The sequence below is a fragment of the Victivallis lenta genome, assembly GCF_009695545.1.
Taxonomy (GTDB): domain Bacteria; phylum Verrucomicrobiota; class Lentisphaeria; order Victivallales; family Victivallaceae; genus Victivallis; species Victivallis lenta.
In genome coordinates, this window is sequence record NZ_VUNS01000004.1 from 100,506 (window position 1) to 121,616 (window position 21,111).

The 21,111-nt window shown below is 60.6% G+C and carries 14 protein-coding genes; 6 read left to right on the top strand and 8 right to left on the bottom strand.

Translation table 11 applies throughout. From position 1 onward, the window contains the following. Nucleotides 1–7: 7 nt before the first annotated feature. Nucleotides 8–877 carry a helix-turn-helix transcriptional regulator gene (locus FYJ85_RS05610; RefSeq protein WP_154417238.1) on the bottom strand — a complete coding sequence of 290 codons (870 nt, stop codon included), beginning with the start codon at nucleotides 875–877 and terminating at the stop codon, nucleotides 8–10. A gap of 126 nt (nucleotides 878–1,003) precedes the next feature. On the opposite strand from FYJ85_RS05610, the gene FYJ85_RS05615 reads away from it, so the two are divergent. From FYJ85_RS05615 to FYJ85_RS05635, 5 genes are all read left to right on the top strand, one after another. Further along, the gene (locus tag FYJ85_RS05615) at nucleotides 1,004–2,629 is read left to right on the top strand and encodes a glucosidase family protein (protein ID WP_154417239.1); all 1,626 of its coding nucleotides are present in this window, start codon (nucleotides 1,004–1,006) and stop codon (nucleotides 2,627–2,629) included. Further along, nucleotides 2,626–3,495: a hypothetical protein gene (locus FYJ85_RS05620; RefSeq protein ID WP_106054546.1), complete on the top strand. Its 870-nt coding sequence runs from the start codon at nucleotides 2,626–2,628 to the stop codon at nucleotides 3,493–3,495. Before FYJ85_RS05615 ends, FYJ85_RS05620 begins: the two co-directional genes overlap by 4 nt. A 135-nt stretch (nucleotides 3,496–3,630) precedes the next feature. Continuing rightward, nucleotides 3,631–4,353 (top strand): prepilin-type N-terminal cleavage/methylation domain-containing protein, encoded by a 723-nt coding sequence (locus tag FYJ85_RS23975; protein WP_177994768.1) that lies wholly within the window; start codon nucleotides 3,631–3,633, stop codon nucleotides 4,351–4,353. A 5-nt stretch (nucleotides 4,354–4,358) separates the two neighbouring features. Then, nucleotides 4,359–7,331, top strand: coding sequence for a hypothetical protein (locus FYJ85_RS05630; protein WP_154417240.1), 2,973 nt, complete (start codon nucleotides 4,359–4,361; stop codon nucleotides 7,329–7,331). Nucleotides 7,332–7,392: 61 nt separating this feature from the next. Beyond that, nucleotides 7,393–8,508, top strand: coding sequence for a substrate-binding domain-containing protein (locus tag FYJ85_RS05635; protein WP_106054542.1), 1,116 nt, complete (start codon nucleotides 7,393–7,395; stop codon nucleotides 8,506–8,508). An 18-nt stretch (nucleotides 8,509–8,526) separates the two neighbouring features. Here FYJ85_RS05635 and FYJ85_RS05640 read toward each other — a convergent pair whose 3' ends face one another. The 5 genes from FYJ85_RS05640 to FYJ85_RS05660 form a co-directional block, all read right to left on the bottom strand. Then, nucleotides 8,527–10,434, bottom strand: coding sequence for an NAD(+) synthase (locus FYJ85_RS05640; RefSeq protein WP_154417241.1), 1,908 nt, complete (start codon nucleotides 10,432–10,434; stop codon nucleotides 8,527–8,529). A gap of 23 nt (nucleotides 10,435–10,457) precedes the next feature. After that, nucleotides 10,458–11,870: a Na+/H+ antiporter family protein gene (locus FYJ85_RS05645; protein WP_106054540.1), complete on the bottom strand. Its 1,413-nt coding sequence runs from the start codon at nucleotides 11,868–11,870 to the stop codon at nucleotides 10,458–10,460. Nucleotides 11,871–12,018: 148 nt separating this feature from the next. Then, entirely contained in the window at nucleotides 12,019–12,804 is a 786-nt protein-coding gene (locus FYJ85_RS05650) for a sugar phosphate isomerase/epimerase family protein (RefSeq protein ID WP_106054539.1), read from the bottom strand. 18 nt (nucleotides 12,805–12,822) lie between these two features. Next, nucleotides 12,823–13,881 carry a Gfo/Idh/MocA family protein gene (locus FYJ85_RS05655; RefSeq protein WP_106054538.1) on the bottom strand — a complete coding sequence of 353 codons (1,059 nt, stop codon included), beginning with the start codon at nucleotides 13,879–13,881 and terminating at the stop codon, nucleotides 12,823–12,825. A 353-nt stretch (nucleotides 13,882–14,234) separates the two neighbouring features. Then, nucleotides 14,235–15,248, bottom strand: a complete 1,014-nt coding sequence (locus tag FYJ85_RS05660) for a YeiH family protein (protein ID WP_206212986.1) — start codon at nucleotides 15,246–15,248, stop codon at nucleotides 14,235–14,237. A gap of 135 nt (nucleotides 15,249–15,383) precedes the next feature. Between FYJ85_RS05660 and FYJ85_RS05665 the strand changes: the two genes are divergently transcribed. Further along, nucleotides 15,384–16,277: a LysR family transcriptional regulator gene (locus FYJ85_RS05665; protein ID WP_106054537.1), complete on the top strand. Its 894-nt coding sequence runs from the start codon at nucleotides 15,384–15,386 to the stop codon at nucleotides 16,275–16,277. 79 nt (nucleotides 16,278–16,356) lie between these two features. On the opposite strand, the gene FYJ85_RS05670 is transcribed toward FYJ85_RS05665, so the two are convergent. Continuing rightward, the gene (locus FYJ85_RS05670; protein WP_177994767.1) at nucleotides 16,357–19,905 is read right to left on the bottom strand and encodes a GH39 family glycosyl hydrolase; all 3,549 of its coding nucleotides are present in this window, start codon (nucleotides 19,903–19,905) and stop codon (nucleotides 16,357–16,359) included. Between the two features lie 19 nt (nucleotides 19,906–19,924). After that, nucleotides 19,925–20,647: a type II secretion system protein gene (locus FYJ85_RS05675; protein WP_154417243.1), complete on the bottom strand. Its 723-nt coding sequence runs from the start codon at nucleotides 20,645–20,647 to the stop codon at nucleotides 19,925–19,927. Nucleotides 20,648–21,111: the final 464 nt, after the last annotated feature.

A 21,111-nucleotide genomic window follows, 5' to 3' on the forward strand; every position in this document is an offset into this window, starting at 1 on the left:
CCCGGGATCACCGGAACCGGCGTCGGAACCGCCCCGGCGGCATGCCGTGGCAGTTCCGGAATACCGCGGAGAAGAAAGTCGTGCTGCGGTAGCCGCAGCGGAATGCGACTTCATCGACGAGAAGCTCCGTTTCGCGCAGCAGCATCGCGGCATACGCCATGCGGATCTCGAGCAGCGTCTCCGAAAAACCGCGCTCTCCGTGCTCTGCGAAGAGGCGCGAAAGATAACCGGGATTCAGGCCGAACAGCCGCGCGACCCGCGCCCGGTCCGTCTCCACACCGAAATTTTCTTCGAGATGGAGGCGGATTTTCTCATAGGTGATTCGCGCCTTGCCGGGGGGCTCCGCCTGGTCTTCGGCCAGCGCCGCCCGGCTCATCCGGAACAGGGCGCGGACCAGGTCGCACCTCGCCTCGTCCGGCGCCGCAGCGAGACAGCCGGCAACCTTGCGGACCGTGTCGGAGGGCGGCAGCGCCGTATGGAAAAAGCAGCCGCAGACCGGGCGCCCGCCGGAACCGGCATCAACGTAGGTGATCCGGATGCACTCCGGCCGGAAAACGAGGCAGCAGAGCTCGTGCGGCCGGTCCCACAGCGGCAGCTTCCAGGCGAAAGGCTCCGAAAACAGAACTTCGCCGGGATGAAGTTCCAGCTCCGCAACGCCGTCTCCGTCGCCGCAGCGCAGGTGTTTGCCGCCGGTGAGCGGCACATCGAAGACCGGATAAGCGTAGAGCTCGACCGACACGCCAGACGGCGGCGGCGGCATCCGCCTGCCCGCATGAACCCGCGCCGGCGGAATCTGTTCCAGCACAAAATCGACAAGCCGCAGGAATCCTTCCCGCGACAGATGTTCAAGTCCGAGTTCCCGGCCGACCGGTCCCATCCGGCTCCTCCGTTTTTCAAAAGGTGACGATTCAAGAAGTAATATAACAGTTCCGCTCTTGTGTTTCAAGCCGGAACCGGCTATAATAAAGAGCAGTGTACGAAACCAATCCAGGAGGAAATTCCAGTGTTCAGCCGGATCGAAGGCAGTTTCATCGCCACAGCCAACATTCCCGATGCCGCCACGGCCTTTCACGGGGAGCCGCTCTCGCTGCTCTTCGGCATGTGCGCCGGGGCAATGGAGTTCAACAACCGCGTGTTCCTCTACCGGCACGACGAACCGGTCCGGGTCAACCTGAACTGGATACGCGATTATATCCTGACGCTCAAGGGATTCCGCTACACCGAGCGCGACATCCGCTCGTTTCCGGACCTGCTGCTCGAGCGCCAGCACGAAAAAGGCTTTTTCTACGAAATCGTCGCCCCGCTGACCGATATGCACTCCGGCGCTCCGTTCCGGCACGACGGCCGGGAGTACCGGATCACTTCCGAAGAGTGCGCGCTGCGGGAGCCGGGTTCGCGCTTCGGCCTCTGCCGCCTCGAACTCGAGGCCGACATCGAGTACCTGATGGCCGAAGGCGTCCACATGATCTGGCAGGCGACCGGCGACGACGAATGGCTCCAACGCAACCTGCCCCGTGTCGAAAAGGGCCTCCGCTACATCATGACCGATCCGCTGCGCTGGGATGCGGAGCATCAGCTGGCCAAGCGTCCGCGCACGCTCGACACCTGGGACTTTCTCGACCGGGAGGACTCCAGCTGGGACCGGGCCGTGCGTCCGGACGACCCGATGGGCATCTTCCACGGTGACAACACCGGGCTTTACAACGCCAAGCTGCTGCTGGCGAAGCTGTACCGCCATCTGAACGACGAGGCCGCCGCCGCACGCCATGAGGAGGAGGCCGCCGCGCTGCGCGAACGGATCATGAAGCATCTCTGGAACGGCAGCTTTTTCCGCCATTTCCTGCCGCTGGACCCGGTGAATTACGGCGTGGACGAAACGTGCCAGATGAGCCTTTCGAACGCCTACGCGCTGAACCGCAATATCCTGAACTTCGACGAACGCCGGAGCGTCATCGACGCCTATCGGGCGATGCGGGAGAAATACCGGGGCGAACTCGACGACTTCCGCAATCTCGAGCCCCCCTACCCCTGCTTCAAGGGGATGAAACCGGGGGCTTACGTCAACGGCGCGATCGCTCCCTTCGTCGCCGGACAGCTTGCGCTCGGCGCTTTCGAAACCGGCATGGAGGAGTACGGCGTGGACATCCTCAAGCGCATGGGCCGCAAGATGCTCCGCGACGGCAAGATCGCCTTCCTCTACGACTGGGAGGGGCGCGACATCGGCGGCGGTCCGCGCTGCTGGTGCGGAGCGGAGATTATGCATGCCGAATGCGCCGGGCTCGCCGGCGTGGTTGACAACGACAGGCTTTTCCGCGACGTCACCCTCTCGCCGCGCTTCGCCGCGGCCCGGGAGCCGGAGGCGCACGTGCGGCTCGAATACGCCGCCTCGGGCGCGGCGGCCGAATATCATTTCACCGCCGATTACGATAAGAAACAACTCGGTTTCGAACTGCTCTCACGGCACGATCATGCGAAGCTGCGGCTGTTCGTGCCGGAAGAGGCCGGAGAACTCAGGGTCTCCCGAAACGGAGAACCGGCCGATTTCCGTGAAGAGCGGGTCGGCGCCGGCCGCTACGCGGTCGTCGACGCGGTCATACCGCAGGAGCGCGTGGAGATCACATACGCATGATTCACGGCACCCTGCTTCTCGTCGCAACCGGCCTCTGCTGGGTGCTGATCGCGGTTGTGATCAGCACGGCCGCGCGGCGGCGGCTCGACCTCGACTTCATCCAGGCCGGCGCCGCGCTGCTGACCGCCGCCGCGGCGGGAGGCGCGCTCCTGTTCCAGAGAAGCGCCACGATCCCCCTTCCGCTCCAGCTGGCCGTATTCGGCGCCGGAGTCGGCAACTACCTGATGATCAAGCTTATGAATGCCGGGATGGCGCGCGGTCACAACGGTGCGGTCTGGGGAATCACCCAGAGCGCGCTCGTCTTTCCGTTCACGATGGGAATGCTGTTCTTCGGCGTCGCCCCGACCGTCAGCCGCCTGGCCGGGCTGGCGCTGATCCTGGCGGCGATCGTTCTTTTCAGCTTCTCGAAGGAGAAAAAACCGGGAACTTCGGGCAACTGGCTCCTTCCGACGCTCGGCGCTTTTTTTTTTGCCGGAATCTCGCAATGCTGCGCGAATCTGCCCTCTTACCTCGGCGCCGGCGACATGCCGAGCACGCGCCGGGCACTGCTGGTCCAGCTCGGCGTGCTCGCCTCGTTCGGCGTGAACGCCGGGTTGGCCCGGAGCCGGTGGAGAGCACGCGGCACACTGCTGCCGCTGGTCACGCTCGGCTGCGTAAACATCGTTTCGCTGTTCTTCCTTTTTTACCGCGGACTCAATATCCTCGCGTCCCTCGGCTGCGGCTCGATCGGCTACCCGGTCGCCATGGGCTCCTGCATTGCAGGATTCCTGATTTACAGCCGCGCGATTCTGCGGGAAAAGGCCGGTTTCGCGGCGGCGGCGGCATTCCTCGCGGTTCTCTCCGGCATCCTCGTCATTTCGCTGTGACCGCCGCCCTGTCCTAGCCGTCTGTCATGATTCTGTCATGAATGATTCCGGAAAAAGATTGCGGGTTATTGACATGGCCGCCGTTCTCCGGTATAATTTAAACAGATGCTCAACCAACCCAACGGAGACAATGCCATGAAACGGAATTTCACCTTGATCGAACTTCTTGTCGTTATTGCGATCATCGCGATCCTCGCCTCGATGCTGCTGCCCGCGCTGAATCAGGCAAGAGAACGCGCCCGCTCCACATCGTGTACCGGAAATCTGAAGCAAATCATGACCGGTTTTCAATTCTACGCGGACGATTACGACGGAATCGTCATGCGCTATTCGAAGGCGGCCGGCAACAAATCGTGGTCCGAATTCATAATCGGCCGCACCGGGGGTAATGCCTATCTGCCGGACACCAGACAAAATAAGCTGCTGGTCTGTCCTTCGAGTCTATCGGCCGGAAAAGATTATTTTCTGTATCAGACCTACGGAGCCTTCGACAATCGCTACAACGGAAGCGATACCACCCGCTACGAGGCGAAGATCAAGGAAACTGGGCCGTATTTTCACAAGTTCGACAACAATAACAACGGCTATTCCTTCAAGAAAATGAAAACTCCATCGCAGATTCTTCTGGTGATGGATACCGAATACCGCGGAACTCACTCGAACGCGGGGAAGATGCTCTGGTTCTTCCAACCGAATGTTGATGGCGAAGGGGGCGCGTCGATCCGGCACAACAACCGTGCAAATACCGCATTTGCAGACGGCCATGTCGCCTCGCTGGGCAAGAAGGAACTATATCGGTCGTCCGCCACCATCGAACAGGTCGTCAGGAACGGCGTTCCTGTCGCGACGCAGGAATGATTGCCATGAAACTGTCACTTTTCTGCATATCGTTTGCATTGATATCCATAACTGCCGCCGCTCCATTGCCGGTCCATTGGTCAGCTTCGGCAGTTCAGGCAAAAAGCCGCCGCCATTCGGCGATCAGCGCGACTTTGCCGGACGGTTCTCCGGGAATCCGGTTCTGCTGGGAATCCGGCAATACTCCGTATGGGGAATTCGTCTTTACGAAACCAATCCGGCTCGGTCGTTTCGAACCGTGTGTGCTACGAGCCGCCCTGCATGGGAAATTGACAGAAAACTTCGACCGGATTCGAATTCGTCTCACCGACTCATCTGGCGAAACGTTTCAGTTCGATACCCGGAAACGCGGTTTTCACGACAGTGTCGAATTTGAAATCACACAGGAAAAAATCCGTGATTTCTGGGGCGGTGACAAAAACGGACGCATCGATGGAGAAGTCACAATCACCGGATTCGCCATCGGATTCCGTGGTACGGGAAAACGCGGCGAGTTCACAATAGGACGTATCGAAAAATTTTCACTCGCAGCCATTGAAGCGAAAGTCGACACCGGAGATCCGCTGTACCTGATCCGTCCCGGCGAAGAGTCGAAACTCGCCGTTGTTTTCACCAACTGCGGCGACCGTGAATTCGACGGAAGAGCCTCCTGTCGCTTTGAAGACTTCTACGGCCGACATTTCCGACTTGAACGGTCATTATCACTGCCACCGGGAGGAACGATGCGCCTGCCGCTTAACCGTCCGCTTCCCGCGCCGGGACATTGGCAGATTTTCTGGACAGTACAGGGAAATAAGGAAGGAGCGGAGCACGGCGGAACCCTGCAATTCGCCAGCCTGGAACCATCCGGACCAACTCCGAATCGTACTTCCGGTTTCCTGTTCGGTGTCCATTCGCATCCCTACCGCTGGAGTAAACAGGACCGCGAGCTTGAAGCGCGGGCCGCCGGCTTGGCTGGCATCAAGGTTCTGCGGCTCGATATTCACTGGCGCGCACTCCAGCCGCAACCGGGTGGAGACTGGGACTTCAGCTATCCCGATTCCGTGCTGCGTCTCTACGAATCGCATGGAATCGAATTCGAAGCTCTGCTCGGTGCGCCGCCACGCTGGGCTGTAACTCCGGGATACGTACCGGTGCGTTCCGACATCAGGGGTGAGATTCGACCGCAGACCGCCCTTTACCGGGAATATATCCGCCGAGTCGCCGAGCGCTATCGCGGCAAAATCCGCTTCTACGAGCAGTTCAACGAACCGGACCTTGCTGCCTTCTACAACTTCGGAGCAGAGGATTACATCGAGCTTTTCCGTGCCGGAGCGGAAGAGCTACGCAAGGCTGATCCGGCCGCCGTGATCCTGACCGGCGGCTTTGCCACGATGCTGCAGGTGGCGAGCTCCCACGCTCCCGGTTATATCGAAAAAGCGTTGGCGGGAACCAACGGCACGTTCGACATTCATGCGCATCACGAGCACGGTCCTTTCGAAGCGTATTGCCGGATCATCGACGAACAATTTCTGCCGATGCGACGCCGGCTCGGCATAGCTGCCCCGTGGTATGCGAATGAGACCGCACTCACTGCGGCCGGGGGCCGTGAAAAGCGTCAGGCGGCCGCTCTCTGGAAAAAACTATTATTCGCCTGGAGCCGCGGCGCGGTCGGCTACAACTGGTACGATCTCAGGAACGACGGATTCGACCCGGATAACGGCGAACACAATTACGGATTGCTCACCAACGATTTTCAGCCCAAACCGGTCTATGTCGCGTATAACACGCTGACCGGGCTTTTCCGTACGAAAAAATTCCTCCGGCAGCTTCCCGCACCTGACGGAATCTGGCTGTTTGAATTCGCCGATCATCAGAAACGGCTGCTGGCAGCATGGAGTGAGGTCGATACGCCCCCCGCAACGCTGCTCTTTCAGACGAGTGCCGCAGGAACGGTCCCGGAGCTTGTCGACCTGATGGGAAACCGGAGACCGATTCCGACAGTTGGCGGCTGTTTCCCGCTTGAAGCCTCCGAGTATCCTGTCGCGGTTGAACTTCCGGTCTCGACAGATATCGAACCGGCTGGCCAACTATTCAAAGCCGTCTTTTCCGGAGCGGCAGTCGCAGGGAAAACATTCGCTTTTCAGTTCACAGCAAACAATCCCCTGCCGAAACCGGAGAATTTTGTTCTTCGATTTTCGCCCCCTCCCGGCATCCGCCTCATCTGCCCGGAACTCCGCATCTCTCTCGCCGCCGGGGAATCGCGGTGCATTCCAATTGAGGCTCAGGTCGACGCAAAATTCCGCCTGCCATCCGGCGTCCGAGATTTCATCAAAGTGGAATGGCACGGAATCAATTCCGGCTGGACTGGCTGTTTTAAACTGCCCGTATTGTCCGCGACCGTGATTCCCGCGAAGCGGAACGACGGCGCGCCGGATTTTCTGCTGAACCGGCGTGAGCAAGTTCACAGCCTGATCGGCGCCGATCCGAGCAGGGAACATCTGAACTGGAAGGGGCCGGAAGACCTGAGCGCGACCGCCCGCCTGAGCCAAGATGGACAGAACTTCATCCTGGCCGTGGATGTGACTGACGACCGCCATTGCCAGCCGTTCTCCGGTTCCGGCGTCTGGCAGGGAGACTGTGTACAGTTTGCCATCGCTGTTCCGGAACATTCCGGCCTGTGGGAAATCGGTCTGACCCGGCGTGACGACGGAAAAAACGAAGTATTCTGCTGGAGTACTCCGGATGGACTTGATCCGGCGCCAGTAATGAAAACCGCGGTTCTGAAGACTGAGCGGGACGGCAACCGAACCTCCTATCAGGTATCGATCCCCCTTACTGCGCTCAAGCTGTCGCCGAAGCTGCTGCGGCAAGGATTCCGGTTCAATCTCCTGATTAACGACAACGACGGCGAAGGACGCGAAAATTGGATTCACATTGTTCCCGGCATCGGAGAATCCAAAACACCGGAGCAATATCCGCTCGTAGTGTTTGAATAACGGGTCTGCTTGCATTTATATGACGAAAACGGTATATTGACGACACGGAGAAATATCTGTTTTGAGAAACAAAGTTCATGAGGTGCGGCAGAAGATCCTGCGCCATATCGTCGACCGGGGGACGCCGGAGCGGCAGTACCTGCCCTCGATCCGGACCTTCGAACAGACGACCGGGTGCAGCCGCCAGACCGTCCATCTGGCGCTGCGCGAACTGGTCGACGCCGAAGTGCTCACTGCCGTTCCGCGCGGCGGCTTCCGGGTCTGCAACGTCGAGCAGGCCGAAAAACTGCTCGGTCCCGTGACCGACCTGCCGGTCGCCTTCGTCATGCCGCGCTGGATCGAACGCGGCATCATCTCCCCGCTCTTCGCCGAAATCCTGTTCGGCGCGGAGTCGGCCGCCGGTCCCGGCAGCGGCATCCGCCCGGTCTGCCTGACGCTGCCGTGGGAGGCGGACGAAAAACGTTTTTCGCTGTCGCGCCTCGCCTTCCGCACCCGCGGCATCGCCGGCGCGATGCTGGTCGGCCCGACCCCGGATTTCATCGCCGAAAAATTCATCGAGAAGTGCCAGGTTCCGGTCGTCCTCGTCGACAACGTGACCGACCTGCCCGGCGTAACCTGCGTCAGCAAGGACAACCTCTCCGGCGCTGCCCGGGCGGTGCGCTACCTGATCGAGCGCGGCCATCGCCGGATCGGCATGATCTCGGTCCGTCCCCGCAAAATGCGGCTGAACGAACGCTGGGCCGGATTCCATGCCGAAATGCACCGGCATGGACTGCTCTCCGAAATCGCCTTCGTCGAAGAGGCCGGGTGGGACGCCGACACCGTCTCCGGCGGGGCCGCCGCGGCGGCCTCCCTGCTGCGCAAGGGCCTCAACGGCGCCACCGCGCTGCTGGCGCTGAACGACAATATGGCGCTCGGAGCGATTCAGGTGTTTCAGGAGAACAAGATCCGCATCCCCGAGCAGCTTTCCGTCATCGGCATCGGCAACGACTCGCGCGTGACCGAACTCTGCCGCCCGGCCCTGACCACGATGGCGCTCGACAACCGGCGGCTCGGTCAGCTCGCCATGCGGGCGCTGCTCGACGTCATGCGTCACCCGAAAGCGGGCGGCAACGCGGTCACCCTTCTGCCGATGACCCTCTGCGAAGGAGAAAGCGTCTGCGACGGTCCGTTCTGAACGGGAACAGGCCGCTTCTCAGCAGTTCCAGGCCGCGTCGCTCGCGTCGCTCGGCATGCGCCAGTCGCCGCGCGGCGAAAGCGCGATCGTACCGACCTTCGGACCGTCCGGCACGCAGCTGCGCTTGAACTGCTGGCGGAAAAATCTCCGCACGAACAACGCAAACCAGCGGCCGATCACGTCGGGCGGATAAGTTCCGGCGAACGCGTTTTCGGCCAGACAACGGATCTTCTCCGGCTCCGCGCCGTATTTGATGAAGTGATAGAGGAAGAAATCGTGCAGCTCGTAGGGACCGATCAGCTCCTCGGTCTTCTGGTTGATCGCGCCGTCGCCGTCCGCCGGCAGAAGCTCGGGACTGACCGGAGTATCGATCACATCGCGCAGGACCGCCGCCAGTTCCGGCGTCTCCCGCTCCGCCGTGGTTTCGATCAGAAAGCGGATCAGCGTCTTCGGGATTGAACAGTTCACGGCATACATCGACATGTGGTCGCCGTTGTAGGTGCTCCACCCGAGCGCGATTTCGGAAAGGTCGCCGGTGCCGACCACCAGCCCGCCGGTCTTGTTCGCGACATCCATCAGAATCTGGGTGCGCTCGCGCGCCTGCACATTCTCATATGCCGTATCGCAGATCGCCGGATCGTGCCCGATGTCGCTGAAATGCTGCAGGCAGGCGGCTTTGATATCGACTTCGCGGAAGGTCGTTCCAAGCAGCCGGCAGAGGGTCACGGCGTTGTTGTAGGTCCTTCCGGTCGTGCCGAACCCCGGCAGCGTGAAAGCGATGATATCGGAGGCGGGGCGGCCGAGCAGGCGGCAGCATTCGGCCGCGACCAGCAGCGCAAGCGTCGAATCGAGCCCGCCCGAAATTCCGATCACCATCGTCTTCGCCCGCGTATGCTCGATCCGCTTGGCGAGCCCCGCACACTGGATATCGAAGATTTCCCGGCAGCGCTCCCGGCGGCCGGCTGCGTTCTCCGGCACAAACGGATGACGCGGAATCGAGGCGTGCCGGAGATCCGGAGAACCTGCCGCCTCCGGCAGCCGGACCCGGCGGAAACGCATTCCCTCCGGCAGCGGATTGTCGTTGAACGAGCTCTCCGAGAGCCGCGCCGCGCCGAGCCGTTCGAAATCAACGTCGGCGTACGTCAGGCTCGACTCCCGGTCGAAACGGCGGTTTTCCGCCGCCAGGCGGCCGTTGTCAGCGATGATCGCGTGTCCGCCGAACACCAGGTCGGTCGTCGACTCATGGACTCCGGCCCCGGCCAGCACATAAGCCGCGAGGCAGCGGGCGCTCTGCTGCGTCACCAGTTCCCGGCGGTAATCGGCCTTGCCCGCCAGTTCGTTGCCAGCGGAAAGGTTGAACACCGCCCGGGCCCCGCCGAGCGCCAGGTACAGCGACGGCGGCAGCACGCACCAGAGGTCTTCGCAGATTTCAACGCCGAAACGGAACCCGGCACCGCCGTCGAAAATGAGGTCGGCGCCGAACGGCACCTCCCGGCCGCCGATGCACGCAGTCGCGTCCGTTATGCCGCGCCCGGAGTGGAAATGCCGCTTCTCGTAAAATTCCCGGTAGTTCGGCAGCACGCACTTCGGCACGATTCCGCGGATCGCTCCGTCCGCGGCGACGGCGGCGGCGTTGAAAAGCACGTCGCCGCGGCGGAACGGCAGGCCGATGACGGCGACCGTCCGGCTGCCGGCCGTCCGCGCCGCAAAATCAACGGCGGCAGCTTCGGCCGCCGCCAGCAGCCGTTCCTGGAAAAACAGATCGCCGCAGGAGTAACCGGTCACGCAGAGCTCAGGGAAGACAACCGCGTCGGCGCCGTTCTCCGCGGCCTGCCGGAAACAGCGCCGAAGCTCCTCCGTATTGAACGCCGCATCGGCCACCTTCAGCTTCGGGACCGCCGCCGCAAGACGATAAAATCCAAACATGATGTCGTGCTCCTTCCTCCGAATTACAGAATCATTCCGGCGATCCACCCGGCCGCCAGAAGCGGCAGATTGTAGTGCAGAAAGGTCGGAATCGTCGAGTCGTAAATATGATCGTGCTGCCCGTCGGCGTTGAGCCCGGCGGTCGGACCGAGCACCGATTCGGACACCGGGGAGCCGGCGTCTCCGAGCGCTCCGGCCGAGCCGACGATCGCGATCGTCGCCAGCGGAGAGATGCCGAGCGCCGCACAGAGCGGCACATAGATTGCGGCGATCAGCGGCACCGTCGAGAAGGAAGAACCGATTCCCATCGTGATAATCAGCCCGATCAGCAGCATCGCAAAGACCGTCACCCCCCTGTAGTGAACGGCGACGCCCTTCACGAGCTCGACCAGCTCAGCCACGCCGCCGGTGTCCTTCATCACGTTCGCAAACCCGGCGGCGGCGATCATGACGATGCCGATTCCGCCCATCAGGTGAACGCCCTGCACGAAAACATCCTGCGTGTCGCGCAGGCGGATGACCCGCGCCGCGACAAACACCATGACCGCGAGCAGCGAACCGATCAGCAGCGAATCGAGAAATATCTGCACGAAAAGCGCCATCAGGATCGCCGCAACGCCGACCGCCACATTGAACGGCCTGATCTCGACCGGCTCAGTCGCTTCCACCATGAGCTCGGTTTTGACCGGATTATACGCACGCGGACGGCGATAGCTCAGGAACACCGCGATCAGCAGCCCCGCCACCATGCCGAGCGCCGGAATCAACATGGCCGGGGAGGCCTGCGCGGCGGCCACCTCCATGCCGTTGCGCCGGATATTGTCGAGCAGAATCGTGTTGAGATAAATTTTCCCGAAGCCGACCGGCAGCACCATGTACGGTGTGATAAGCCCGAAGGTCAGCACGCAGGCCACCGCGCGCCGGTCGAGCCGGAGCCGGTCGAACACCGGCAGCAGCGGCGGAATCAGGACCGGAATGAAAGCGATGTGCATCGGAATCAGATTCTGCGACGAAACCGCCGTGAGCGTGAGGATGCCGAGCAGCGCGTATTTGAAACAGAACAGCTTCTTCGCGGTCATTTCACAGCCGATCCACTGAAAGAGCTTCCGCGCGATGAGTTCCGTGACGCCGGAGCGCGAAATCGCGATCGAGAAGGTTCCGAGCATGACATAGTTGATCGCGAGCACCGCGCCGTTGTCGAGGCTGCTCTGGAACGATTTCATCGTCGAACCGAACACCGAAACGGCGCTCTTCCAGAACTCCGTGAATTCGCCGCTGCCGAGCAGCGCGAACGCCTCGCCGTCGAGTCCTCCCAGCATGCCGCCGACCGCCGCAGCCGAAATCAGTGCGAATACGACATTCATGCGCAGCGCGGCGAGCGCGAGCAGCACCGCGACCGAAACCAGCACCGGGTTCGACAAAAGCTCCCAGACCATCCGTAAACCTTTCCTGTGTGCAAATGCTTTAAAATACCACGCCCGGAAGCGGCTTTCAAGCCGGAGGCCGGAAAAAGCGCCGCCCGGACACACAAAAAAGCGGGCATGCAAACCGCACGCCCGCCTTTCTCCCGTAGACCGGACGGAATTACTTCACGCCCATCGCCTTCAGGTTGTCGAAGGAGATTTTGATCGACTCGAAAATGTCGCGGTCGCGGAACAGCGAATCCTGTTCGATCGAATACCAGCGCACCCCCTCTTCGCGGCAGGCCTGGATGATCGCCGGCCAGTCGAGGTTGCCTTCGCCGATCTCGCAGAAGACCGGAGTGCCGCCGTCGATGATCGCGAAATCCTTGAAGTGGATCACCGGCATGCGCTTGCCGACCTTGTGAATCCAGTTCACGGGATTCTGGCCGCCGCGCGTGACCCAGTGAACGTCGATCTCGGCCGCCACAAGCTCCGGATTGCTGTTCTCATAGAAGTAGTCGAGCATGATCTGCCGGGTGCCGGGCAGCCGCTCGAACTCGAAATGGTGGTTATGGTAGCCGAGACGGATTCCCTTTTCGCGCAGCTTGCCGCCCATCGTTTCGAAAATGCGGATCAGTTCATCGACCATCTTCACGTCCTGCCGGTACTCCGGCGGGGGCGCGCCGAGCGCGGTGAAATCGCATTCGAGCGTCTGGAGCCGGTCGATCAGCGCGGCGGGATCGCCTTTGAGCGTGTCGAGCCCCTCATGGGTTGCACAGCAGTAGAGGTTATGGCTGTCGAGCTGTTTTCTGATCACATCGGCCGGGAGCGGCGTCCCGGAGACCTGAACCGCGCGGTAACCGATATCGCAGACCTTGTCGAGCGTCTTGTCGAGGTCGCTTTCGGTTTTGCAGTAATCGCGCAGGTTGTAGAGGGTCACTGCAATCTGACTGTCCGGAGCTTTCATGGTTCTGTTTCCTTATCGTTAACGGACGTCGCGAATCGGCGTCTTTTTGACCCGGTCGATGACCCGGACCACTTCGACGGCCTCGGCCATCGTGATCGGATACGGTTCACCGCAGCGGATCGCCTTGTACAGATATTTCCAGATCTTCTCCGGCTGGTCGCCGTTCGACGGGGCGACGCCGAGATCGTCTTCGACCCAGACCGGGCTGACCTGGCCGCCGAATCCGCCTTCGAGCGGCGGGTTGCCGGGCGAAGCGGGAGTGTCGCACTCCGGATAGCCCGGTGCGAGATACTTGAGCTTCAGCCGCTTCTCATCCCAGCTCATCAGCGTGCCGCGGCTGCCGCGGACCGCATAGACCGGGTCGCCGAGCGAAGCGCCGCCGGAAATTTCAACATCCACCACCCGGCCGTTTTCACCTTTGAACACGATCTTGACATGGTCTTCGGCATCGCCGCGGGAAGCGACGATCGCCAGGTCGCTCCAGAGCTCCTTAACCGGGCATTCGAGAAACTGCAGCGCATGGTCGACAAGGTGCGGCCCCCAGTTCAGCAGCTGGCCGCCGCCGCAGTCGAGGATGGTCTGCCAGTCAGCGCGCCACTGGTAATTGTGACGGCAGAGCTTGATTTCGAAAATGTGGCCGAGCTTGCCGGACCTGATGATTTCGCGGATATGCGAGAAGGCCGCCTCAAAACGGCGGTTGTGGCGCACGAAAACCCGGCCGGGATTCGCGTCGGCGACCTTCTGCAGCTCGAGCGCATCCTCGATGCGGCAGGCCATCGGCTTTTCGACCATGACCATCTTGCCGGCTTCGACCGCCTGGATCGCATGCTTCACATGGTCGGGGGAGCGGGTCGCAACCGAAACGAGCTCGACGTTCGGATCCTTCAGCAGCTCCTCGCCCTTTTCATAAACCGGCCGGCCCGGCAGCTTCTTCGCCGCGGCTTCCCGCCGCGCCGGATCCCAGTCGCAGCCGGCGACGATTTCAAACATGTCCGGATACAGCCCGAGCTCATGAATGTGCATGCCATTCCCGGCGCGGCCGAGCCCCCAGATTCCGACCCGAATTTTCCCTGCCATTGACAATCCCTCACTATCGCGTTAGAAAAGAAACGGTTTCACAACATTGCATATAATATATCGTTCCTCCGTTCCGATTGCAATTCGTCCGCCGAAAATAACCCGATTTTGCCTCTCCCGCCCCGGCCGGGCGGATGCAGGGATTTTCGGCCGCTGCGGTTATACGGAGACCGGGACAGAGGTCCGGCAGCCCGTCACCGGAAGAACCACTTCACGGTTCCCGCCCGCTCCTGCTTTGCGGAGTTCCCGCGCTCTTTTTTCCGGCCGGCGTTCCTTTCCCCGAACCGGCAGGGAGGACGGCACCGGCGGCAATTCCGCCGCTGTTACGCACGTGCAGAGACTCCGGCCTCCTTTCAGCGGACGATGCCGAAGTGGATCGCCCCGCACCAGATTCCGGCCAGGATCACCCAGAGGATCACCCCGTGGACCACCGGCTTCACGCCGAGCTCCTTCAGCTTGCCCCGGTTCAGGTTCGCTCCGATCAGGAACAGCGTCACGATCATCAGGTATTTCGAGAGCTCTTTCAGGAAGGAACCCGGTTCCGCCGTCACCGGCACCCAGGTGACCAGCGCCGAAGCCGCCAGGAATCCCGGAATGAACCACGGAATCCGGAACCGGATTTTCCGCTTTTCCCCCTCCCCGGCCGGAGCCACGCACATCGACAGAAACAGCGTGACCGGCACAATCCAGAGCGCGCGGGCCAGCTTCACGGTCGTCCCGACCTCAAGCGCCTCCGGCCCGAAGGCCATTGTCGCACCGACCACGGAGCTCGTGTCGTGAATGCCGAGCGCCGACCAGTAACCGAACTGGTACTGGCTCATGCCGAGCGCGTGGCCGACCGCCGGAAAAACCAGCAGCGCAACCGCGTTCAGCGTGAACACCACCGCCGAAGCGATCGCAATATCGTGCGCCTTCGCTTTCAGGACCGGCGCCGCGGCCGCAATCGCACTGCCGCCGCAGATCGAGGTGCCGATGCTGATCAGGTACATCGTATTCTTCTGAAGTCCGAGCCGTCTGCCGAGAACGATGCCGAGCCCGAGGCCGAGCGAGATTCCGGCCAGCGTATAGATCATGCCGTGCGCGCCGGCCCGCAGCACTTCGGCGAGGTTCATGCCGAACCCCATGCCGACGATCGCCGCGCCGAGCAGCGGGGAAGTCAGCTTCGCCGTCACCGCCTCATACGGATTCCCCCAGAGAACCGCAAACGCGACGCCGCAGAGCACAGCAACTCCCGGCGCGTGGTTGCGCACTGCCGGAAAAATCCACGGCAGCAGAAAAAACGCGGCGGCGAGCACAAGAAAAATCACCTGTTTCACACGCATTGTCCCGATGGCCGGAGCGGCTTCGACGGTCGGATTCAGTTCCATATTCCATTCCCTTTCGGTTGTTGAAAAGCTGGATTAATATAAATCCGGCTTGAATAAAATAAAAATTATTGTAGATTATCGATTGATAAATTATAATTATAACCATATCCCAACACTCCGGGAAGGAAGCAAAACATGATCGACCGGAAACTGACGATTTTCCGCACGGCGGCGGCGCTGCGGAACTTCACGGAAACCGCCGCCGCGCTCGGCATGACCCAGCCGAACGTGACGCACCAGCTCGCCCGGCTCGAGGAGGAGCTCGGAGTGCGGCTGTTCCTCCGCGACGGACGGCGGGTCGTCCTGACGGCGGCGGGGAAGGCACTTGAAGCGGAGTGCGGCCGGCTTTTCGCAGATTCGGCGCGGATCGTCCGTTCGGTGCAGTGCGCCGCCGCAGAGATGAAGGTTTTTCATATCGGCGGGACCCTGACGGCCGGGGGATATCTGCTGCCGGACCTGGCGGGCTCCTATATGAAGCGCCATCCGGACCGGATTCTGGAGCTGAAAGTGGCCAATACAAATGGAATCGAGGAGATGATTTCGGCGCGGAAGCTCGATGTGGCTCTGGTCGAAGGACCGTTCGAACAGAAATACTTCCTGTCGGAACCGTTCATTCCCGACGAACTGCTTCCGGCGTTCGCCCCGGGGCATTGCGCGGAGGCGTTTTCACTGGAGGAGTACATTCGATGCGGGGGACGGCTGATCCTGCGGGAGCGCGGCTCGGGGACCAGGTACTACTTCGACCGTTTTCTGCAAACGCGCAAACTGCCGGAGCCACCCCCGCGCAATATACTGGAAGTGAACAGCTTCGATGCCTTGAAACGGTTCGTCCGGCAGGGACTCGGCATCACGGTCATCTCGAAGCTGGCGATCGGGGACGAGCTCGCGGCGGGAACGTTGGCGACAGGGAGATTCACGGAAGGGGAAATTGTCCGCCGGATGAATTTCATCTACCTGCCGGGCGGGGAACTCAAGTTCGCGGAAACGTTCATCGCCTACTGCAAAGCGAACACGCCCGCACACGCATAAAAGCGATGGAATCGCCGGCAGCGCCACACGGGCAATCAGTTTGCAGTGCGGCAGAGCCGGCTCAGCGGCCAATGCCGGTTTACAAAGGGTCCGGCAAGGTCAATTCCCCGAACTGGGTGGAATCACGTTCGCGGCCGATTCCCGAACTCCATTGCAGGAACCCCTGACGGCCGCTGCCGCTGTTCTGATTGACCAGGAGCGAAAAGCCGAGTTTCATTCCCGGTTTCAGAATCAACTGCGGATGAATCGTTTCGACCGGAATGGCAGCTTCATAGATCGTCTCTTCCCCCTTCCGGGTGATCTTGCAGCTTACGCCCGCCGGGGATGGCCCGAGTTTGTAGGTACTGACGATATCCGCCGCCGGAATCACCGAATGGCGAAAGGTGATCGCCTTGCCGTCGATCAGAGCGAAACCGAATTGCGCAGTGGGGCTCTTCACGGTACCGTCTCCCAGATCAAAATCGACCTGGATGCTGTCTCCCGTGTAAAGCTCATCCGGGTTTCCTCCGGCATGGATGGGATCGTGAACTTTCACGCCGATGTAAATGGTTCCCGGGTCAGCCGCTACCGCGAAGGAGGCCCGCAGCTCCTCCGGCCCGGAAAGCATGGTCCGGTCGATCACGTCACGGTACAGCTCTTTCCGGAAACCGGTCAACTCGCCGTCAAATACCGGTTTCCCCGCCGATGCTTCCACCTTGCAGAGCTGCCGGTTCAGAGGCAAATCGTTGTGCAGCCGGAGAAAGGAGCTGTTGAGAATCTCAAAGTTTCCGATTGTGTTGAATTCATAGAAATGAAATCCCAGCTTAACGATGTCGTCGGGACAAACCCATTCACGCCGGAACGTTTTAAAGCCTGCCGACAGCTTTTCGGAAAGCAGATTGTGCGTCAGCTCCCGCGGCTTCCCGGCACGGTCCGTGCCGACCAGCATCACCCGGAGAGTTCCGGAACCTCTGGCGCTGAAATCAAGCAGATAACGGCAACCGGGAATCACATCGACGGGATTCCGGGTGGTGATCGCTCCTGCACCTTCGGCGGAGTCGATGCTTACCACGGCACGCCCTTCCGGATAACTCGCATTGCCTTTTCCCCAATGCATCCAGTTCTGCACATGGAACGGAGCAAGGAGGTTGCTGCCGGGAGCCTTCTCCTCCACAACGTATTCACAGAATCGGGTAACCGGGAGTTTGCGTTCGCCGGTCTCGATCTCTCCCGAAATTTTCAGCGTGACGACGGAGTGCGACAGCTCCCGTCCCACCGGCATCCGGACAGTGTGCCGCTCGCCGCCGGCAAGGCGCACGCTTTCCTCCCGGCCGTCGGAGCAGTTCAGGGTGAAACGGCCCTCCGCCGCCTCTTCCGGCAAAGAGAGTTCCACCTCAATGGCTTCCCCGGGACGCAGCGAGCCTTTGCCGCCCGAGATTTTCAGCTTTGAAAGCGCCGCAAGCGCCGCGCGGTCGATTCCGGCCAGCATCACCGGCTCCGCGCCGACATCGACCGTGACGATGCGTCCGGGAGCCGCGAGGCTCATTTCGTTGTCCATGATGTCGATCCGGCGACAGCTTTCCGCAAGCGAGGGGAGCATCAGCGTCTCCGATTCCGCGCCGCTGCTGCAGAGGATGGCCAGATACTCGCCGCCGTTCGTCCGGGCCCGTTCCGGAGAAGTGTAGCGGTAGAGGAAGAGCTCCAGGCTTCCGGAAAGGCGGCTGTAAGAGTCGAATTCCGCCCCGGCGGTGCGGTTGATCAGCGTTTTGAATACGGAGAAGGTGAATTTCGGCGTTTCGTCCGGCCCCATCAGCCCCCACTTCCGCCAGGTGGCGCCGAAAAGCAGGAAGTTGTAGATGCGCCTGACCCCCTGTGCATTGTGGTGAAAATAGTTGCGCACCATCATCTGCGCCGCCCGGATGCGCGAGGCGTCATCCACCTGGCCGAGCGGATTGCCGGCGGCTTCCGTATGGGTTTCATTGTCGATCAGGATGCCGCCGGGTACATATTTCTCCAGCATTTCCCTGGATTGGGCAATGCGCAGGTCATTCATATAGTGGTCGGCGTGAATATCGACGTATCCGGCGATTCCGAGCCGGAAAATCTCGTGGATGAAGTCATTCTGCCGCGGCCACAGGGTTTCCGCCACGATTTTCGCTTCGGGATGCACCGCCTTGATCGCCTCCGATGCGTTTTTCACCAGCTCGAAAAACTGTTCTGCATTGCCTTCCGGCCAGAAAATGGATTGTTCCGATACTTCGTTCCATATTTCGAACTCCTTGACCGAATCCCCGTAGCGCCGGGCCACCAGAGTGCAATATTCGCGCCATTTCTCCATATCCGGCACAGGGGCGAAAATGCTGTCGTAAAGGTGCCGGTACTCTTTACCGGGAAAGTGGCGGTCCAGCAGCCAGCGAGGGGTGCCCAGCAGCGTCAGCTGGATATGGATGTCATTCTCTTTCAGGAGTTCGATCATCCGGTCCCAGGTTTCCCAATGGTACTGATGCTCGGCGGGCTCGACGAACTGCCAGGGGAGAGAGTGAATCCGTTCGTGGCGGAACTGGAGAAGCTTCTGCAAACGGGCGTATCTCTCGAATTTTTCCGTGTTTTCCGGTTCGAAGAGGGAAGACGGATCTATGCCGGAGAGGCCGATGAAGCTCTGTTCCACCTCCCGGTCGTTCAACGGGGCAATCTCCCGGATTCCGGCTATGCGGGTCTCCGCCAGTTTCTCTTTCCGCTCTTCCAGAAAGGCGCGCAAACGGAAATGGCCGCTCCGGTTTTCCGGCACATCGACCTCGGTCCGGGCGAATCCGTCCCGGTCCGGATGCAGCTCCAGAGGACGCGACAGCACGGTTTTCCCGAGATAATCGATGAAGTCAACCCTCGCTTTCACGGGGCGGCCCGGTTCCAGATTGTGGAATGCGACTCCGGCCTTCGCCCGGTCTCCCACCCGGTAGACTGCGGGAGCAGCAAAATTCCGGTGGCCTCCGAACTCAGCATAGGGAACCGGACGGCGGTCGGAGTCGAGCGCCGTCAGCTTCAGATAATCGAAATGAAACACACGCCCGTAGGAATTGCCGCTCGTTTCGGACAGCTCAATGGAGTTCTCTCCCGCTTTTACCGGGAAGGCGATTTTTACGACCAGCGGTCCATTGTTTTTTTCGAGGTAACGTTCCACATCATAGGGGACGTATTGGAACGCCATCCGCCTGCCCGGAGCCGCGATCCTGACGCCGCAGGGAGCCCAGTCCGTCGAGTCCAGATCCATATTCTCATTCGGGGTGATTCGATGTGATCTGTAATCGCGGTCGGCGGCGTAAAGGATGCGAAATTCAAACTCCCGGAATCCGGCCTCCTTCTCGGTCCAGAGCAGCCGCAGCTTACGTATCGGCGTCCGGTTTCCCGCGGTTCCCCCTGTGAGGCCCGGAGGAATGGCGGAGGCGTCCTGCTTTCCCCCGCCGGAGATGCGGCAGGTGAAACAGCCGTCCTTGTAGCCGGGTGAATTCAATAACTGTCGGGAGGTCTGAAACTCCAGGCTGGAATAAGGAAGAAACTCCCGGCTGGAACCGTCTTCCACGCCGAGCTGCCAGACCGGGGCGCAAATTACCGTTGCAGACGCCGTAAGCAAAAGGAGCAGAAGGTATTTCATATAACATTCCCTTCGACGGTCAATCTTTGGAGAGATGTTCCCAACCATAACCGGTGGAGGCATCGAACTCGGGGCAGGTCGTATGCGGCATCAGGTCCGAACGGACTTTCAACCCCGAAACATGCCAGTCGAACCAAAGCGTGTTGACCGTGAGATTGTGCCGGCCGGCGGGACAGCCGTAATCTTTATTCGTGTAATTGCCGTTGTAGACAGAGTGGGGGGCGAAGCGGAAAAAACCCTTGGTGATATCGGGCTGCTTTTTGCCGGTGTCCGTTCCCCAGGTATCCACGACCGCGATTTTGGTGGAAGCCTTTTTCAGCCTGGTCAGCTTGAGGCCGCCCAGATCGGAGACGCAATGATTATTGATGCCGTAATGCGGTGTATACTCCCACCAGTTGATGGAGGTATTGGCTTCCGGCTGTGAAGGACAGCGGAATTGGGCAACGGTGAGGTAACCGCCCTGTGCTTTGTCCGGCCGGCCCGTATTCCGGGTCGTCCCCAGCAGAGCATCCGTCCAGAGCGGCGTTGTGTAATTCGGCAGGGCGGGCGGCACCATGTCCTGATAATCGTTTGCATAAAGGGCGAATGCGCTGCCGATCTGCTTGAGATTGTTGACGCAGCTGGAAGCCTGCGCCCTGGCACGCGCCTGGTTCAGCGCCGGCAACAGCATCGAAGCCAGAATCGCGATGATCGCAATCACCACCAGCAGTTCCACCAAGGTAAACCTTCTCACCCCGTCCATTTTTCAGCCTCCTGTGTTCCCAAAAAAGTTGCCGTCCTTCCTCCTTCGCCGAGGCTGCGGAGGACAAGTCGGGCTTATCATCCACAACGCTTGCGCGGCGGATGGTACTTCCCGGGGGCCCCGCTCTTTGAAGAGAAAGGCACGGTTAATATTTCGATGGTATTAACATACCATCTCCTTTGTGATCGGAATTCGCATTCCTCATATCCGCCCGGAAATATCTGAACAACTCATCGCTTCGATAAAATTCAACCGGGAAATCGTCAGAAGACCAAATGTTTCATTTCCATAAAAAATATTATGGTGTAAAAAATTCGATTTGTCAAGAGAGCATGAGAAAAATCATCGATTTTCCGGCGGAACGGCCGGATGCGTGCGGCTCCCCATTCCATACGCGGAGTGCGAGGCGGAGCCTCGCGTTTCGGCGAGTTCCGTATCCGGCCCGGAGATTCAGGAAAGGTGGT

What these genes read in the sequence shown, in the direction of transcription:
- FYJ85_RS05610 (WP_154417238.1), bottom strand. Translation starts at nt 877, where the DNA reads ATGGGACCGGTCGGCCGGGAACTCGGACTTGAACATCTGTCGCGGGAA.
- FYJ85_RS05620 (WP_106054546.1), top strand. Translation starts at nt 2,626, where the DNA reads ATGATTCACGGCACCCTGCTTCTCGTCGCAACCGGCCTCTGCTGGGTG.
- FYJ85_RS23975 (WP_177994768.1), top strand. Translation starts at nt 3,631, where the DNA reads ATGAAACGGAATTTCACCTTGATCGAACTTCTTGTCGTTATTGCGATC.
- FYJ85_RS05630 (WP_154417240.1), top strand. Translation starts at nt 4,359, where the DNA reads ATGAAACTGTCACTTTTCTGCATATCGTTTGCATTGATATCCATAACT.
- FYJ85_RS05640 (WP_154417241.1), bottom strand. Translation starts at nt 10,434, where the DNA reads ATGTTTGGATTTTATCGTCTTGCGGCGGCGGTCCCGAAGCTGAAGGTG.
- FYJ85_RS05645 (WP_106054540.1), bottom strand. Translation starts at nt 11,870, where the DNA reads ATGGTCTGGGAGCTTTTGTCGAACCCGGTGCTGGTTTCGGTCGCGGTG.
- FYJ85_RS05650 (WP_106054539.1), bottom strand. Translation starts at nt 12,804, where the DNA reads ATGAAAGCTCCGGACAGTCAGATTGCAGTGACCCTCTACAACCTGCGC.
- FYJ85_RS05655 (WP_106054538.1), bottom strand. Translation starts at nt 13,881, where the DNA reads ATGGCAGGGAAAATTCGGGTCGGAATCTGGGGGCTCGGCCGCGCCGGG.
- FYJ85_RS05660 (WP_206212986.1), bottom strand. Translation starts at nt 15,248, where the DNA reads ATGGAACTGAATCCGACCGTCGAAGCCGCTCCGGCCATCGGGACAATG.
- FYJ85_RS05665 (WP_106054537.1), top strand. Translation starts at nt 15,384, where the DNA reads ATGATCGACCGGAAACTGACGATTTTCCGCACGGCGGCGGCGCTGCGG.
- FYJ85_RS05670 (WP_177994767.1), bottom strand. Translation starts at nt 19,905, where the DNA reads ATGAAATACCTTCTGCTCCTTTTGCTTACGGCGTCTGCAACGGTAATT.
- FYJ85_RS05675 (WP_154417243.1), bottom strand. Translation starts at nt 20,647, where the DNA reads ATGGACGGGGTGAGAAGGTTTACCTTGGTGGAACTGCTGGTGGTGATT.